We start from the raw sequence: 15,809 nt of genomic DNA on the forward strand, positions 1-15,809 counted from the left end.
ATAAGTTGCTAAAATACATTTATGAAAAAAGCAACGAAAAAAGAGATCCAAGAGATCCAAAAACGCTTTATGGAGCGCTACAGTGATGCGGTCACAGAACTGCATTATAAAAATGCCTATGAACTGGTAATTGCCGTAGCACTCTCAGCGCAATGTACCGACAAAAGAGTCAACCTTATTACTCCTGCCCTGTTTGCAAAGTATCCGACGCCTCAAGATTTGGCAGATGCTGATATAGAAGAGGTGAAAAAGCTTATTAACACCTGCTCCTTCTTTAACAACAAAGCAAAAAACCTCATAACCATGGCAAAACGTGTTGTTGAAGTGTATGACGGTGAAATACCAATGAATGAAAAAGACCTGCAGACCCTGGCAGGCGTCGGACAAAAAACAGCCCATGTTGTGATGATAGAGTATACCGGTGCGAACCTAATGGCAGTGGATACCCATGTATTTCGTGTCGCACACAGACTTGGTCTGAGCGATGACAAAACAGCCAAGGCAACAGAAGCCACTTTGGTAAAAAAATTCAAAACCGACCTGCATGTACTCCATCAGGCAATGGTTTTGTTTGGAAGGTACATCTGCACTGCCAAAAATCCTAAATGCGATGAATGTTTTTTAACAGAGTTTTGCAGAACAAAAGAGAGTTTCAAAGTTTAGGTATGCAAAGTGCTTGGAGATTATTATGATACGCATATATTTATTAGTTTTATTCATGCTTTTTTTTAACGGCTGTCTAAACAAACACGGGATTTCTGCAAAATACTACAGTGACTGCAAAGAGTACTACGATTTTCAGGGATATTATCACAAAGAGTGCGGAGATGATGACATCATTACCTATGAGACAATGGGCAAAGAAATAAAAAAAGGCAGCGCAAAAATCAAAAGTTTTTTTGGTGAAAAAGAGCAGCCAAAAGCAGAAAAAAACGTCTGGTAGGTTCTACTCTTTTACAGCAATAAAAGTAGCAAAATTTGCCCAGCGCAAAAGTACTTCACAATGAGAGAAACCTGCATTTAATACCATTTTTATATTTTCTTCTTCACTGTAAGGCACCAGTACATTTTCCAGAGCTTCGCGTTTTTGCATGATTTCATACTCGGAATAGCCCTGCGCTTTTTTAAAATCATAATAACATTCAATCAACTCTTTGTTGAGTTTGGGATGATGAGAAATGACTTTTTCGCTAAATATAAATACACCCTCTTTTTTTAATGAAACGGCTATTTTTTTTACCAGCTCTTCACGAACAAGAGGACGAATAAACTGCAGAGTATAGTTACTGATAAAAACATCTGCCTCTTTATAATCATAGCTCAGTATATCCGCATTGCAAACTTTTATGTCGGCACCATACGCTTCGCATTTCTTTCTTGCACGCGTGAGCATTGCTTCAGAATTGTCAAGACCTATAAGCTCTGCCTTGTTTGAGAGTTTTCTGTGAATACTCAGCAGTGTTGATGCGGTTGAACAGCCAAGATCATAGACTCTCCCATTTTCATTCAGGTTTTTCAGTGCAAAAAATTCTGTAATTTTTTGCGCCTCTTTGTAAAAAGGAACACTCCGCTCGAGCATATCATCAAAGACAGCTGCCACTTCTTCATCAAATTCAAACTGTTTTTTTATCGGTTTTGTAAATACTTTATCATTCATAACTGGAATTTTATCAAAATAAGCCTATAATTGAGCAAAAAAAGGATATTAATGGAACTTTCACTCTCTTCTTGGATGATGATTGCTTTTTTACTCGGTCTCGGTCTGAGTGCATGGAAAATGTATAAATTTATGCCGACAAAACAACTCAAAGATGATGACACAACCCCTCAGGCACAGACAGAATTAATGGATTTGATTTTAAAAATCATAAAAGGCAGTCATGGAGAACTCACAGAAAAAGAGTTGCATGAAATGGTCACAAAACACGAAGATTTTGACAAAGAGCATTTTTGGAGATTTAATGAAAACAAACTGAGACAGCTGTTACATATACACTATACAAAAAATCCCGATACAAAAAGTATCAAGGATATTCACAAAAAACTGCACTCTTAGTTTCTATCCATGGCATTCAAGTCTTTATAGGCCTGAATAACACGTTCAACCAGACCTTCCTGTCCGGCACGCAGCCATTTTCTCGGATCATAGTATTTTTTGTTCGGTTTGTCTTCACCTTCCGGATTTCCGATTTGACTCTGAAGATAATCATGATACTTTTCTATATACTGACGAACGCCGTTCCATGTTGCCCACTGAGTATCGGTATCGATATTCATTTTTACAACACCGTAACTGATCGCTTCACTGATTTCTGAAGGCAAAGATCCTGAACCGCCGTGAAATACAAAGTTGACAGGTTTCTCTTTTGTATGCAGTTTTTCCTGAATATATTTTTGTGAATTGTCTAGTATCTTAGGTGTCAACTGTACATTTCCCGGCTTGTAAACACCGTGTACATTTCCAAAGGAAGCGGCTATTGTAAAATTTGGAGAAATTTCACTCAACTCTTTATAGGCAAGAGCCACCTCTTCGGGTTGGGTATATAAAAGTGCATTGTCAATGTTTGTGTTGTCCACACCGTCTTCTTCTCCGCCTGTACAGCCTAGCTCTATTTCGATGCTCATACCGATTTTGTTCATTCTTTCAAAATAGGCTTTACATGTACCGATGTTTTCATTTAAAGACTCTTCTGAAAGATCAAGCATATGGGAAGAAAACAGTGGTTTTCCCTGTGTTTTGTAATAACTCTCACCTGCTTCAAGCAGAGCATTTATCCACGGAAGCAGCTTTTTTGAGGCATGGTCAGTATGCAGAATCACCGCAACACCGTAAGCCTCTGCCATCATATGTGTATGAATCGCACCGGCCACCGCACCAATAATTGCCGCTTTTTCACCATCATTGCTTAAACCTTTGCCTGCATAGTAGGAAGCACCCCCGTTACTGAATTGTATAATCACAGGAGAGTCGGCTTTTGCAGCAGCTTCCAATACACCGTTGACAGAGTCAGTATTTACAACATTGACAGCAGGTATAGCAAAACCATTTTCTTTTGCATATTCATAGACTTTTAAAACATCATCACCAAAAAGGACCCCGGGTTTAACAATATCCAATACACCATTACTCATAATAATTCCCTAAAAAATTTAATTTTACAATTATAATATATAGTTCATTTAAAAGAACTTTATGCTAAAATCAGAATCCCAAAGGATACATAAAGATGAGTGCTTGTGAAGAAATCAATACTGATATAGTTTTAATAGATATCATTAATTTTTCAATGCTTACCATACAGCAACAGTTTGAAATCATCAATTTTTTGACACGCAGTTACAAAAAAATCATACAACGTCTGCTTGAAAGTGCAAAACTTCCTGTAGAAGAACTTATTTTGGGGTATATCCCCACAGGAGACGGATTTTACTGCATACTCACACCAAAGTTCAGAGGCTACGGAACAATTTTAGGGCTGAGCTTTCATCACTTTTCGGAGCAGCTTTCAAAGAAATTTTCCTATTTTCATGGCTTGCGTATAGCAGTGCATACGGGGAGAATCAATAAATTTACAGACATTTTAGGGCATCAGAATTTTATAGGCACAGGACTCAATGACTGTGCCCGATACTTGGAAATCAAAGACTTCAGTATTTCAACGGTAATGATCTCTCATGAAGCATATTACAATTTTAAACGTTTCATTTCTGTGCATAAAGAGTACAACCAACTCCTTCAGGAAAGAGAATTTAAAAAGTCCACCCTCTTTGCTTTTCAGGACAAGCATGGCAATGAAAAAAAGGGATACCGTGTATGGCTGAGAAAATCAGGTATAATTATTCCTCCAATTTATAAAGGGCACCTCTAAATTTTAACACCCGGTGTTTCAAAAAGGACAGTATATGAAATTTACACTCGATGAATATTCAAAAAAATTTAAAATGTCAAAAGAGATGATCAGTTCAAAACTTCGCAGCAAAAAGTTAAATTATATCGTTGAAGATGACACTGTTTACATAATTGTTCCCGAGGAAGCCTCACCGCAACCGCAACAAAGACCTCAGCAAAACACTCCGCCTGCAAAACCACGGACAACGGTTGCCATGGTTTTGTCATTGTACCAAAAAGAGAACCTGCAGCTCAAAGCTAAAATTGTCCAGCTCGAAGAGAAAATAGACAAACTCATCAATGACAAAGAGCAGATGCTCCGTGATGAGATGAGTAAAATAGAAAGAGTTTATGCCACAAAAGACGAGCAGTTAAAGCAGGTTTTGGAACTGCTCAACACAAAACTTCTTGCCCAAAACAGCAACACGGTACATGATGTCGAACCTTTGCCGCAAACACAAAAAACCATAGAGGCGGAAAAAGACAACCAGATTGTTGAACTCAAAACCTATTTGAAAACACTTGATCTGGAGCCCTACCAGAGAAAAATCATCAAAAAAAGATTTTTAGCCGTGTATGACAGTGATATCAGAGTCATTAAACAAAACGGTAAACTCTACCTCGATTTTGCAAAGTATGATTACAGTGATTTGTTAGAGTATTAATGAATGCCAAAAAAAACAGAACATAAAATTATAAAAACCCGTCATATCAAAGAAGCATTGCAAACATTTGCGCAAGAAAATTTTATTCTTCCATCAGAATGTGACTTTGTTATAAACAAGACAGAAACATATATAAAAAGCAATGCCAGCACTTCTTTTGAACTTTACAGCAAAGAGATACAGGAAAAATACAAAGATAAAGAAAAAATACTCAATGAACATGTGGAATTTCAACAGCGCTATACTGTCACGCTGATGAAAAAAGAAAAAAGAGATCTTGAACTTGAATATACTATAGATTTTTCAAAATTTTTCACACATCCTTTTTTGATACTGTCACCGGATTCAAAAATTCCCTATAAATCACATCAGCCTGTTGAGTTGTTAAAAATACTCTTTAGAGAATGCAACAAAATCAAAGCGTATCATAAAATACTTGTGAACATCTTTGATGAAGAGATGAAAAAATCTCTGAAAATTTTAGTGAAGTACATATATGCAGGAAAATTTGTCAAACGTGTCAAAATTCCTCTGTTTGAAGGGATAGAGCCTGTTCTCACACGTCCGGGTAAACTTATTTTTTGGTTTAAAGAAAAAGCACATACAGGCGAAGTTATTGAAGTAGATGAAAATGAACTTCTTGTTGAATATAAAAAGCCTGTATACGGACAAAACGGACTCAATGCTTTTGGTGAATATATAGACGCAAATTTTGCCAACAACATGGATGACCTGCAGGCAGATGTTGATGAAAAATCTATTAGAATAGAGGAAAATGCAACATCAAAAAAATATATAAGCAAAATACGCGGATATGTACATTATGACGGCAAAGAACTTCTTGTTGACAATCGCATAAAAGTCAGTGAAATCACAAAGCACAAAGACCTTGTAGAAGACCTCGAAGACAATAATATTGAAATAGTGGTGACACAGCATGATACAGCAAGGGATACCATAAAAGAAGGGGTGACACTTGTTTCAGAGAGAATACATGTAAACGGTTTTGTGGGAGCAAAAAGCCGTCTTGAAGCGATAACCCTTGAAATTGAGGGAGCTACCCACCAGGACTCACTCCAGTATGCAAAATATGCAACCATTAACAGACATAAAGGTACATTACGATGCCATGAGGGGAAAATTTCTCTGCTTGAAGGCGGTGTGGTACATGCAACCACTGTAGAAATTGAGGCTTCCATAGGGGGTGCTGTTTACGCCCAGGATGTTACCATCAAGCACGTGAAAAACAATCTAAAAGTTTATGCTTCGAATTCTATTACCGTCCGGCTTGTATCCGGTGAAGACAATCTCTTTAAAATAAACTACCGTGATGTCCCGATAGTGCAAAGCAAACTGCAATTTATAGACAAAGATATCAAGGAACTCAGGCATAAATTAGAAGGAGCAAAAAGACACAACTTAAGTAAAGTTGAAGAGCTGGAAAAAGAGATTACACGCCTTAAAAAAGAAAAAGAGGCAATACACAACGCCTACAAAAATGCAAAAATTACTGTCAAAGAACCTTTCAAAGGTTTAAACAACATTGTCTTTACTATTGACAATGCCCATGAAATAGCCTACAAAACAGATGCAAAATTCTATCCTCCCTTTTATCTTGAAATACAAGAAAACATCATCACCCTTCACCCTGTCGCAAAATCCATAGTTATCGAAGAAAAATAGTATTTTTTTAATTTTCTCTGTTTATTCTTCAAAACTTCATACTCTTTACATACGGTAATCCGTATACAAAATACATTAAATACATCATTATAATATATATAAATTATATAATACACATTAATCAATATTTATCATACGATAATTATCAATTAATATTATAAAAAATGTATATTTAAGTATTTATTCCGTATAATATTTTTTATGCAAATAAATGATTTATTTAACATCCTCCATAACTCAATAGAGTCTCAATACAATGGGAAAAAGATTTCCCTTAAAGATATGGCTAAAAGTCTGGGGATTTCTATGCGTACATATCAGGACTGGAAACTGGGACGTGCCAAACCACAGGCTGCGGCAACTGTTATAAAAATGTTAGGTAAATTAGATGATGATGAAATTATCAGGGCTGTAAGAAAAATCAACAGATTAGAGGAGTAGCGGAATGGGGATACTGACTAAAAATGAAAGAGATGGTCTTGAAGATGTGTTTTTATCAATACATACATCAACAAATAAATACAAAAAAATCAAAGATTTATCAGCTTTAATTATGATGCCTAAAACGACTCTAAATTTCAAAAAGCTCTTAAAACAGGCTAAATGTGGACTAAAAGAAACAAAAATTTCAGATTTTCTTCTTAAATACACCAAAAAGAAGAAAAATTTAAGCAAATAAACTATAAAGTATCTGTAGCTGAATTATTTCAGGGCAAATCTTAATCCAAGGGTAAATTTATGAATAAAGCACAATTCGTTGAGTTAGTACAAGAACACGGAAACTACAAAACTAAAGTTGAAGCTGAAAATGCAATTAAAGCTTTCACTGAAGCAGTAATAGAAGCCTTAGTAAAAGGGGAAGATGTTTCTCTCGTTGGTTTTGGTAGTTTTGCGGCAGTACTTCAAAAAGGTAAAACCGGTAAAGTTCCGGGTACAGATAAAACTTATACGACTCAAGATAAAATGGTTCCTAAGTTTAAAGCAGGTAAAGGTCTTAAAGACCGCGTTGCAGCTGGTAAATAACTATTTAATAGTATTGCTTTTGAGAAGCAGTACTATTCTTTCTTTTCCCCTATAATTTTTGAACAAAACCCTCCTTTTATATAAAATACAAAACAGACTTGCTATACTACGCAAAAAGCATAAGGAAATTCAATGAAAATAACAAAGAGTGAAGATGAATGGAAAAAAATTCTGAGTCCTGAAGCTTTTTCGGTATGCCGAAAAAACGGCACAGAAGCCCCTTTTTCCGGAAAATATTATGATAACAAAAGTGATGGTATTTACAAATGTATCTGTTGTGGTGCCCCGCTTTTTGAATCAGGTACAAAATTTGATTCAGGAACAGGCTGGCCAAGTTATTATGAAGCTGTTGAAGGGGCTGTCACTGAAATAAAGGATATGTCACACGGTATGATTCGTACAGAAGTCAGATGCAGCAGTTGTGATGCTCACTTAGGCCATCTTTTTCCTGATGGTCCTGAGCCTACGGGATTGCGATACTGCATCAACTCTGTATGTTTAGACTTTGAAGAAGAATAAGGAGCTTTTTAATGAAACGAATTTTACTGGCACTGGTATTACTCTATACGACTCTTTTGTTTTCAACTGAGAATAATCCGCATGTTGTCCTGCAAACAACACAGGGAAATATAGAACTTGAACTTTTTCCAGATGCGGCACCTTTGGCGGTTGAGAACTTTCTTACACATGTAAAGGAAGGCTATTACAACGGTGTTGCTTTTCACCGAATCATTCACAATTTTATGATTCAAGGCGGTGATCCGACTGAAAGCGGCAGAGGCGGTGAAAGCATCTGGCATAAAGAGTTTAAGGATGAATTCAAAGCAAATCTTGTTTTTGACAAACCCGGTATTTTGGCAATGGCAAACAGAGGTCCAAATACAAACGGCAGTCAGTTTTTCATCACAACAGCTCCGACACCATGGCTTAACGGCGGCTATACAATTTTTGGAAAGGTTGCAGATCAAAAATCCATGCAAACTTTGCAAAAACTAAACAATGTCGCTACTTCCGGGCGTTCTGGCGGAGACAGACCGCTGGAACGTCAGGAAATAATCAAAGCATACATAAAATAGATACTTTATGTATGCAAGGCCTTAAAAACTTTAAGCGCTTGCAGGTGCTGGGCGACATCATGCACCCGTAAAATGGATGCACCGTTTTTTACTGCTTCAAGATGAAGGGTCAGTGTGCCGGGAAGCCTTTCTTCAACAGAAGAAGGTGAAATTTTATCTATCATGGATTTTCTGGAAGCTCCGACCAGCAATGGCTTGCCCAGCGTTAAAAAGTGCTCAAGGCTATTTAAAAGTTTTAAATTGTCTTCTACTCTTTTTCCGAAACCTATGCCTACATCAAGCACAATTTTTTTCACTCCAAAACTCTCAGCTTTTTCTACTCTTTTGCTAAAGAAATCATATACATCCTCTATGACATTTTCATAATGGGGGTTTTTCTGCATCGTTTGGGGCGTTCCTTTCATATGCATGATTACCGCTGTTGCATTATAAGCCGCACAAAGCCTGCATACCTCATCGTTTTGCAAACCGGTTATGTCATTTACAATACTAAAACCGCTCTCCAGTGCCCTTTGTAAAACTTTTGGTTCATAACTGTCACAACTGAATTTTACCTTTTCATACAGTTTTTCTTCTTTTATAAGTCTCAAAAGCGGTTCTATTCTTGCCAATTCCTCTTTTACACTCACATGTGGAGCATTTGGGCGAGAAGAGACAGCACCGATATCTATTATATCTGCACCCTCTTGAATCATAGTCTCTATGGTTTGTATTGCTTCTTTTTCTTTGAGCCTGCTTTGTGCGTAAAAACTGTCATCATTCGCATTAACAATACCCATAATTTCTACTGCATCCGGCTGACGAACCTGCGCAAACTCTTTGAGTTTTTTTGCTAACTCTTTGAGTCCAAAAGGTTGTGCCAACTCTTTTTTTGCCAAAACTTTCAGCTGTTTTGTATTCGCAATGAGTATGCAGTCAACTTTTGGCTTTGCTGCGATAACTGTCCCCCGGGGAACAGCCAAATCAGCCCCGATGGAGAGAGCATCCTGTTTCAAAATATTGGCAGCCCCTACATGCAAATCATATATATATAAAATATGCATTGTTGCTTTTGACGCCAAAATTGTAATACCGCCCGAATCAACACCAAGCTTTTGCAATGCATCTTTTATATTTATTTCATTTGACAGTTTTTCTACTCTCACTGTCTCTCCTGTGCAAAGCTCATAAGCAGCATTGCCAAAACACTTTGAGGCCGTGAATTCAGATCAAGCAATCTGTAGGCCTTGTCAAAATTATCCAGCTGCAATGGAGAAAGTATGAGCCTGTCTATAACAGTTGCTCTGTAAAAAAGCGCTTCAACCAAAGCTTTGGCTTCTGTTTTAGAGACTCTGGCATGCTGTTTTAAAAATGCAAAAACCTCTTTATAGTCAAGTCGTGCAAGTGTAATATCCAACTCCATAACACTGTGATGGAGCTGGTTCTTTAAAATCGGCAGTCGTGAGCGTACGGTAGGCAGCAAGTTGGATTTCGTCGGGGAGATTATAATAAACTCTATATTTGCCGGCGGTTCTTCCAAAAGTTTTAGCAGAGAGTTTTGTGCCACATCAGTAAACTCAAAAGCTGCGATGATGATATACTTTGTCTGTGCTTCGCTGATGTACGCTTCAGCCGTTACAAGTTTTGCATGTTCAATTTTAAAATTTTCTTCTATAAACTTTACAACCCGGAAGCCCTGCAGTTCATTTTCCAGTTTTTCAGCAGCTTCCTCCACATCATTTGCAATGAGGATATGCCCTTTTATTGCATCAGGAACTTGCATCAACCTCTCCAAACATTGCAGCATTCAACGAAGCATCAAAAAGTTTGTAGAGCTGTAACAGTTTGATATCCAAATCCGTATCATAGGATTTGAGTGTAAACGCATTGTTAAAATCTTCATCAAAGATCCAAAAATAACTTTCATCTTTTCTTTTGGCAATATCGCTGCGTTTATCATCTCCTTTGCCGATGTACCAAAAAAAATAATCGCCCTTAAAAGAGAGTGAAATCATATCGTCTATAATATCTATCATTTCACCACTGCCTACACTGTTGTAATGTGTATAAATATTGTCAATGCTGATGATAGGTATCATAGGGCGTTCAAGCAGTACTCCGTTTAAAGAACTCAAAATGTAATTTTCAAACCACTTTCTTTTTTCGTCAGTAATTAAAATGATTGTTTTGCCATTAAGAATCTGTTCCAGTGCGTATGCAGTTGTTTTAGACCACTCAAACCGGTGTTCTTCAAGCCAGCTGAGACTGCCGCCCTTTTCTCTTATGGCATCCAGGCTCCATTGTGCAAAATCCGGCATGTAAGTACTTATTTGTCTAGCTCATAGGTATTGTGCAGAGATCGCACCGCAAGTTCTGCATACTTTTCGTCTATAACCATGGATACTTTTATTTCTGATGTTGAAATCATATTGATATTGATATTTTCTTTTGCCATCGTCGAGAAGGCTTTGGCAGCAACACCGGCATGCGATTTCATACCAACACCCACTACAGAAACCTTGCAGATATCTTCATTATAAGAATCATCTTTGATTTCACCGCTTTGTACAAAGGTGTCTACAACAGATTTTGCATCATGCAGATCACTCACAGGTACAGTAAAGTCAATATTTGTTGTATCATCAACCGCTTTGTTCTGAATGATCATATCCACATTTACCTCGGCATCTGCCAATGCATTAAAAATATCAGAAGCAATGCCCGGTCTGTCTTTGACACCCATTAAAGAGATGCGTGCCTGGTTTCTGTCTAACGCAATTCCGCTTACTAGTGGTTTTTCCATAATATTTTCTTCCTTTGTAATTAATGTTCCCTCATCATCGCAAAAGCTGCTTCGTGTTACGAGATTGACATTGAGTTTTTTTGCCAGTTCTACAGAGCGGTTTTGTAATACTTTTGCGCCTAATGATGCAAGTTCAAGCATCTCTTCATAAGAGATTTTATCAAGTTTTTTTGCTTTTGGTTCAATTCGCGGATCTGTTGTAAAAATACCTGTCACATCCGTATAAATTTCACATAAGTCAGCTTCTAATGCACCTGCGATAGCAACAGCTGAGAGATCGCTTCCTCCACGTCCGAGTGTTGTGACATCTCCGTCTGTGTTTACTCCCTGAAAACCGGCAACTACAACAACTTTGCCACTTTGCAACGCACTTTTCATAGCTTTGGGATCAATCTCTTCAATACGCGCTTTGGTATGCTGCTTGTCAGTTACAATACCCGCTTTTCTCCCCGTCATTGCAACAGCATCAATTCCCATCTCCTGCAGTGCAATAGAGAGGAGTGCCGATGTCACTCTTTCACCTGAGCTCAAGAGCATATCCATCTCAGCCCGGGCAGGATTTTTTGAAAAATGTTCGGCATATCCAACAAGTTTGTTTGTTTCTCCGCTCATTGCCGAAACAACAACTACTACATCATGCCCGGCTTCTTTTGTTTTTGCCACACGATTCGCTACATTTTGTATGCGTTCCAAATCACCAACACTGGTCCCACCGAATTTTTGAACTATTAGCATTTACAACAGCCCCTCTCTTTTAAAATGATTTATAACTTTTTCATATACAGACTGCTTAAAATGCGGTGTAAAGTCTAAAACATCCTCTATTGCCACAAATTTATAGTTTATAAACTCGGGATGCTTTGTATCTAGGTTTATTTTGGCATCTTTTGCGAGTTTGAGTAAAAAATATTTTTGTGTCTGTCCCTTATACGGCTTCATTTTACTCGCAATTTTAGGAGGAAAATCATAAGAAATCCACTCTGGATATTCTGCTATTATTTCAGCAGAGTCTGTCCCTATCTCTTCTTCCATTTCACGGAAAAGAGCCTCTTTGACCTCTTCGCCTTCATCAATGCCACCCTGTGGAAACTGCCAAATGTCAGTCAAATCATTTCTTTGTGCGATAAAAACATCTTTTTTTTGCGGATACTCATTTGAGACGATTATCATAGCAACATTGGGACGGTATATTTCTTCTTTACTCATATAAGCACCTGTATTTAATTGTACGCGATTATACAGCAATAGCAATTAAAATAAGTTTATCCGGCTATAATTTCACTATGTTAGTTTATATTCATATTCCTTTTTGCGATTCCAAATGCTCTTACTGTGCCTTCAACTCTTATGTTGACAAGTTTCATCTCAAAGAGAATTACATGTATGCACTTAAAAAACAGCTGCAGCATGAATTGCAAAGATTTCAGGCAGAAAAAGAGACCATAGAAACTGTTTTCATAGGAGGAGGTACGCCTTCAACCGTTGCCCCGCAGCTTTATGAAGAAATTTTCGACCTGCTTAATCCCTATCTTGTGAAAAACGCAGAAATAACCAGTGAAGCAAATCCCAACTCTGCAACAAAAGAGTGGCTTGAGGGCATGTATACTCTCGGAGTGAACCGTATCAGCTTCGGAACGCAGACTTTTGATAAGGAAAAACTCAAAATTTTAAACAGAGCACATACCCCGCAGATGTCTTCAGATGCTGTTCACAATGCCTCTGCTGTCGGCTTTAAAAACATCTCATTGGATTTGATTTATGCTACCCTGGGTGATACAAAAGAACTTCTTTCACATGACATACAAACAGCGCTGTCTCTGCCAATCAATCACATCAGTGCCTATGCCTTAATGATTGAAGAGGGTACGGCCTTTGAAAACCGTCCTCAAATGTCAAGTGAACAGCTCTCACTTACAAAATGGATTTTCAAAGAGATTCAAAAGCATGGGTTTTCACAGTATGAAATAAGCAATTTTGGAAGCTATCAATCTCTTCACAATCTTGGCTATTGGCAATATAAAGACTATATCGGTGCCGGGGCCGGAGCTGTCGGCAAACTTGGACTAACAAGATTTTATCCCTTAACTGATATAGAAGCATATATCAGCGATCCTCTCTCAATCAGACAAGAGATACTCACACGAGAAGACAAAAGACTCGAACAGATCTTTTTGGGTCTGCGCTCTGTTGTCGGCGTAGATCAGGATATATTAAATGCACAGGAACGGCAAAAAGCAGAAATTTTGCTCAATGAAAACAAAATCATGTTAAAAAATAATATTTTATACAACACAGATTACCTTTTGGCAGATGAAATTGCGCTCTTTTTGACCTCTTGAAGATTTTTTAATGATTCTTTGGATAAAATCTCACTATCAATAAACTATGAAGGCTGAATATGTTTGGTATGGGTTTTACAGAGATGCTACTCATAGCAGTTGTCGCTATTTTATTTCTAGGTCCGGACAAACTGCCTAGTACAATGGTCGAAATTGCTAAATTTTTTAGAAACGTTAAAAACACGATAGGAACAGTAAAAGACTCCCTTGAAGAAGAGATGAATTTAAGTCAGATAAAACAGGAAGCACTTGCTTATAAACAAGAGCTTCTCAATGCCAGCGAAAGCCTGAACAAAGTTACAGACATTCCTGCGCAGGCCGGTGCAAAACTTACAAACCTCACAGACAATCTTTTAGAAGATGATGAAGATACAATCGAAAAAGCACCTAAAGAGACGCAGGAAGTGACTTTTAAGAAAAAGAAGAAAGAGAAAGAGAAAGAAAAAGAAAATACAGAGAAAGAAGAAGAAAATAAAAATGTTTGATGAATTAAGACCGCACCTTGTAGAACTCCGAAAGAGGCTGGCTATTTCAGCAGCAAGTTTAATAGTTATGTTTTTTGTCATGTTTTACTTCCATGAACCTATACTTACATGGATGGTACAGCCACTCAATGATGCTCTGACAGAAGTCGGCAAAGTCTCTGTCAATGCGGCAAACGGTATGATTACCACATCACAGGTTGGCGGCGCATTCTTTGTCGCATTGAAAGTTTCCTTTTTTGCAGCGATTGTCGGAGCCTTGCCTATTATACTTTCGCAAATTTGGCTTTTTATCGCGCCTGGACTCTATGCCCACGAAAAAAAGATGATCATTCCTTTTATTGTCGGTGGTACAGTTATGTTTCTTGTGGGTGTTCTTTTTGCCTACTATATTGTGACACCTTTTGGATTTGACTTCCTCATTACCTTCGGTTCATTTAAATTTACTCCGCTTATTAACATCGAGGATTATGTCGGATTTTTTACAAAAATCATGTTTGGTTTCGGTCTTGCTTTTGAACTGCCTGTGTTTGCCTACTTTTTGGCACTTCTCGGACTTGTTGATGACAGACAGATGACGGCATTTTTCAAATATGCAATCATTATTATTTTTATAGTTGCAGCCCTGCTGACTCCACCGGATGTGTTGACACAACTGCTTATGGCCGGTCCGCTTGTGATACTCTATCTGCTTTCTATTTTGATAGTGAAAATGGTAAACCCTGCCCCGCCTTTGGAAGAAGAAGAGGATGAGGACGAAGAGGAAGAAGATGAAAGCAGTTTAAGTGTTAAGCATCATGATGAATATGATGAGCTTACAGACAAAAAGGACAAAGATGAGTAACCAGGAGTTACTCACTGCAAGCTATGACTTCACTCTTCCTGATGAACTTATAGCAAACTATCCTGCTTCTCCCCGTGATCATGCAAAACTTTTAGTCTACGACAGAGCCACGGACACAATTACACACACCTTTTTTTATAATCTTGAAAACTTTCTTTCTCCGGAGTGTGCTCTCATTTTTAATGATACAAAAGTTATAAAAGCAAGACTATTTGGAAAAAAACAGAGTGGCGGGAAAATAGAACTTCTCATAAACAGAGCCATTACTGCACACAATATCAATGTATATATTCGAGGAAAAGTGAAGAGAGACACAGAGATATTTTTTGATGACAATCTCATGGCAAAAGTGACACAATTAAATGATGACGGCAGTCGTGAAGTCAATTTTTACCAAAATAACATACTCTTACGGTTTGAAGATTTGCTTCCTGTAATAGACAAAATAGGGCATATCCCTCTTCCTCCCTATATTCAAAGACCAGATGAGGATGAAGATGCTGATGAATACCAAAGCGTATTTGCTTCGCAGGAAGGAGCCGTTGCCGCACCTACCGCTTCGCTGCATTTTACCTCCGAGCAGCATAAAAGAATTTGTAAAAAACACAAGCATGCCTATATTACTTTACATGTAGGAAGCGGTACTTTTAAACCTGTGGAAGCTGAAGTGATTACAAACCATCCTATGCATTCGGAGTACTATGATATTTCAAAGGAAGCAAAAGAGATTTTGGATTCTGATATTCCTGTCTTGAGTGTTGGAACAACATCAACAAGAACTATAGAATTTTATGCAAGACACAAAGGACAAATGAGGGGTGAAGCAAATCTATTTTTACATCCAAACAACAAACCCTTACGCGTGAATCATCTTTTGACAAATTTTCATCTGCCAAAATCAACACTGCTTATGCTGGTTGCATCTTTTGTCGGGCTTGATAAAACGCATCAGCTTTACGCTGAAGCGATACAAGAAAAATACAGGTTTTACTCCTACGGCGATGCAATGCTTATTCTCTAAGCACT

At 37.8% G+C, this 15,809-nt stretch carries 22 protein-coding genes; 15 read left to right on the top strand and 7 right to left on the bottom strand.

The annotated features are described in order from the left end of the window. Positions 1–21: 21 nt before the first annotated feature. Together nth and MLC35_RS09070 are read left to right on the top strand one after the other, a co-directional pair. Complete coding sequence (nth, locus tag MLC35_RS09065) at positions 22–663, top strand: endonuclease III (protein WP_434636657.1); 642 nt, start codon at positions 22–24, stop codon at positions 661–663. Positions 664–688: 25 nt separating this feature from the next. Beyond that, the gene (locus MLC35_RS09070) at positions 689–943 is read left to right on the top strand and encodes a hypothetical protein (protein ID WP_434636659.1); all 255 of its coding nucleotides are present in this window, start codon (positions 689–691) and stop codon (positions 941–943) included. 3 nt (positions 944–946) lie between these two features. Here MLC35_RS09070 and cmoA read toward each other — a convergent pair whose 3' ends face one another. After that, complete coding sequence (gene cmoA, locus MLC35_RS09075; RefSeq protein WP_434636661.1) at positions 947–1,657, bottom strand: carboxy-S-adenosyl-L-methionine synthase CmoA; 711 nt, start codon at positions 1,655–1,657, stop codon at positions 947–949. Positions 1,658–1,708: 51 nt separating this feature from the next. On the opposite strand from cmoA, the gene MLC35_RS09080 reads away from it, so the two are divergent. Then, positions 1,709–2,056, top strand: coding sequence for a hypothetical protein (locus tag MLC35_RS09080; RefSeq protein WP_226066098.1), 348 nt, complete (start codon positions 1,709–1,711; stop codon positions 2,054–2,056). Here MLC35_RS09080 and fbaA read toward each other — a convergent pair. After that, entirely contained in the window at positions 2,053–3,132 is a 1,080-nt protein-coding gene (fbaA, locus tag MLC35_RS09085; protein WP_434636663.1) for a class II fructose-bisphosphate aldolase, read from the bottom strand. The genes MLC35_RS09080 and fbaA overlap by 4 nt on opposite strands. A gap of 95 nt (positions 3,133–3,227) precedes the next feature. Here fbaA and MLC35_RS09090 point away from each other — a divergent pair, with 95 nt between their 5' ends. The 8 genes from MLC35_RS09090 (at position 3,228) to MLC35_RS09125 (ending at position 8,336) form a co-directional block, all read left to right on the top strand. Further along, positions 3,228–3,869 (top strand): hypothetical protein, encoded by a 642-nt coding sequence (locus tag MLC35_RS09090; protein ID WP_151899766.1) that lies wholly within the window; start codon positions 3,228–3,230, stop codon positions 3,867–3,869. A 34-nt stretch (positions 3,870–3,903) separates the two neighbouring features. Continuing rightward, complete coding sequence (locus MLC35_RS09095) at positions 3,904–4,554, top strand: hypothetical protein (RefSeq protein ID WP_151899765.1); 651 nt, start codon at positions 3,904–3,906, stop codon at positions 4,552–4,554. A 3-nt stretch (positions 4,555–4,557) separates the two neighbouring features. After that, positions 4,558–6,237 carry a hypothetical protein gene (locus MLC35_RS09100; RefSeq protein WP_346389863.1) on the top strand — a complete coding sequence of 560 codons (1,680 nt, stop codon included), beginning with the start codon at positions 4,558–4,560 and terminating at the stop codon, positions 6,235–6,237. 201 nt (positions 6,238–6,438) lie between these two features. Continuing rightward, positions 6,439–6,678: a helix-turn-helix transcriptional regulator gene (locus MLC35_RS09105; protein ID WP_151899763.1), complete on the top strand. Its 240-nt coding sequence runs from the start codon at positions 6,439–6,441 to the stop codon at positions 6,676–6,678. 4 nt (positions 6,679–6,682) lie between these two features. Then, a complete protein-coding gene (locus MLC35_RS09110) occupies positions 6,683–6,916 on the top strand; it encodes a hypothetical protein (protein WP_151899762.1) in 234 nt (77 codons plus the stop codon). Positions 6,917–6,975: 59 nt separating this feature from the next. Continuing rightward, positions 6,976–7,260 (top strand): HU family DNA-binding protein, encoded by a 285-nt coding sequence (locus MLC35_RS09115; RefSeq protein WP_151899761.1) that lies wholly within the window; start codon positions 6,976–6,978, stop codon positions 7,258–7,260. Positions 7,261–7,392: 132 nt separating this feature from the next. Then, complete coding sequence (gene msrB, locus MLC35_RS09120) at positions 7,393–7,779, top strand: peptide-methionine (R)-S-oxide reductase MsrB (RefSeq protein ID WP_151899760.1); 387 nt, start codon at positions 7,393–7,395, stop codon at positions 7,777–7,779. Between the two features lie 11 nt (positions 7,780–7,790). Then, positions 7,791–8,336, top strand: a complete 546-nt coding sequence (locus MLC35_RS09125; RefSeq protein ID WP_434580182.1) for a peptidylprolyl isomerase — start codon at positions 7,791–7,793, stop codon at positions 8,334–8,336. Between the two features lie 5 nt (positions 8,337–8,341). Here the strand turns inward: MLC35_RS09125 and folP are convergent, their stop codons facing one another. Genes folP through MLC35_RS09150 form a run of 5 tightly spaced genes read right to left on the bottom strand, consistent with a single transcriptional unit; the run spans position 8,342 to position 12,324 of the window. Beyond that, positions 8,342–9,481 carry a dihydropteroate synthase gene (gene folP, locus MLC35_RS09130; protein ID WP_434636666.1) on the bottom strand — a complete coding sequence of 380 codons (1,140 nt, stop codon included), beginning with the start codon at positions 9,479–9,481 and terminating at the stop codon, positions 8,342–8,344. Then, positions 9,478–10,098, bottom strand: a complete 621-nt coding sequence (locus tag MLC35_RS09135) for a DNA polymerase III subunit delta' (RefSeq protein WP_434580186.1) — start codon at positions 10,096–10,098, stop codon at positions 9,478–9,480. Before MLC35_RS09135 ends, folP begins: the two co-directional genes overlap by 4 nt. Further along, positions 10,085–10,633 carry a HobA family DNA replication regulator gene (locus MLC35_RS09140; RefSeq protein WP_151899756.1) on the bottom strand — a complete coding sequence of 183 codons (549 nt, stop codon included), beginning with the start codon at positions 10,631–10,633 and terminating at the stop codon, positions 10,085–10,087. Before MLC35_RS09140 ends, MLC35_RS09135 begins: the two co-directional genes overlap by 14 nt. 8 nt (positions 10,634–10,641) lie before the next feature. After that, positions 10,642–11,853: an aspartate kinase gene (locus tag MLC35_RS09145; protein WP_151899755.1), complete on the bottom strand. Its 1,212-nt coding sequence runs from the start codon at positions 11,851–11,853 to the stop codon at positions 10,642–10,644. Further along, positions 11,854–12,324, bottom strand: coding sequence for an RNA pyrophosphohydrolase (locus MLC35_RS09150; protein ID WP_151899754.1), 471 nt, complete (start codon positions 12,322–12,324; stop codon positions 11,854–11,856). It lies immediately after the preceding gene. Positions 12,325–12,401: 77 nt separating this feature from the next. On the opposite strand from MLC35_RS09150, the gene hemW reads away from it, so the two are divergent. The 4 genes from hemW to queA are packed head-to-tail and all read left to right on the top strand — an operon-like array spanning position 12,402 to position 15,804. Beyond that, positions 12,402–13,457 carry a radical SAM family heme chaperone HemW gene (gene hemW / locus MLC35_RS09155; RefSeq protein WP_434636668.1) on the top strand — a complete coding sequence of 352 codons (1,056 nt, stop codon included), beginning with the start codon at positions 12,402–12,404 and terminating at the stop codon, positions 13,455–13,457. A 59-nt stretch (positions 13,458–13,516) separates the two neighbouring features. Further along, the gene (tatB, locus tag MLC35_RS09160) at positions 13,517–13,942 is read left to right on the top strand and encodes a Sec-independent protein translocase protein TatB (protein WP_346389858.1); all 426 of its coding nucleotides are present in this window, start codon (positions 13,517–13,519) and stop codon (positions 13,940–13,942) included. Further along, the gene (gene tatC / locus MLC35_RS09165) at positions 13,935–14,783 is read left to right on the top strand and encodes a twin-arginine translocase subunit TatC (RefSeq protein ID WP_418640602.1); all 849 of its coding nucleotides are present in this window, start codon (positions 13,935–13,937) and stop codon (positions 14,781–14,783) included. Before tatB ends, tatC begins: the two co-directional genes overlap by 8 nt. Then, the gene (queA, locus tag MLC35_RS09170; RefSeq protein WP_151899750.1) at positions 14,776–15,804 is read left to right on the top strand and encodes a tRNA preQ1(34) S-adenosylmethionine ribosyltransferase-isomerase QueA; all 1,029 of its coding nucleotides are present in this window, start codon (positions 14,776–14,778) and stop codon (positions 15,802–15,804) included. Before tatC ends, queA begins: the two co-directional genes overlap by 8 nt. The last annotated feature ends 5 nt before the right edge of the window (positions 15,805–15,809 follow it).

Source organism: Sulfurimonas sp. NW7, assembly GCF_051132265.1.
GTDB classification, from domain to species: domain Bacteria; phylum Campylobacterota; class Campylobacteria; order Campylobacterales; family Sulfurimonadaceae; genus Sulfurimonas; species Sulfurimonas hydrogeniphila.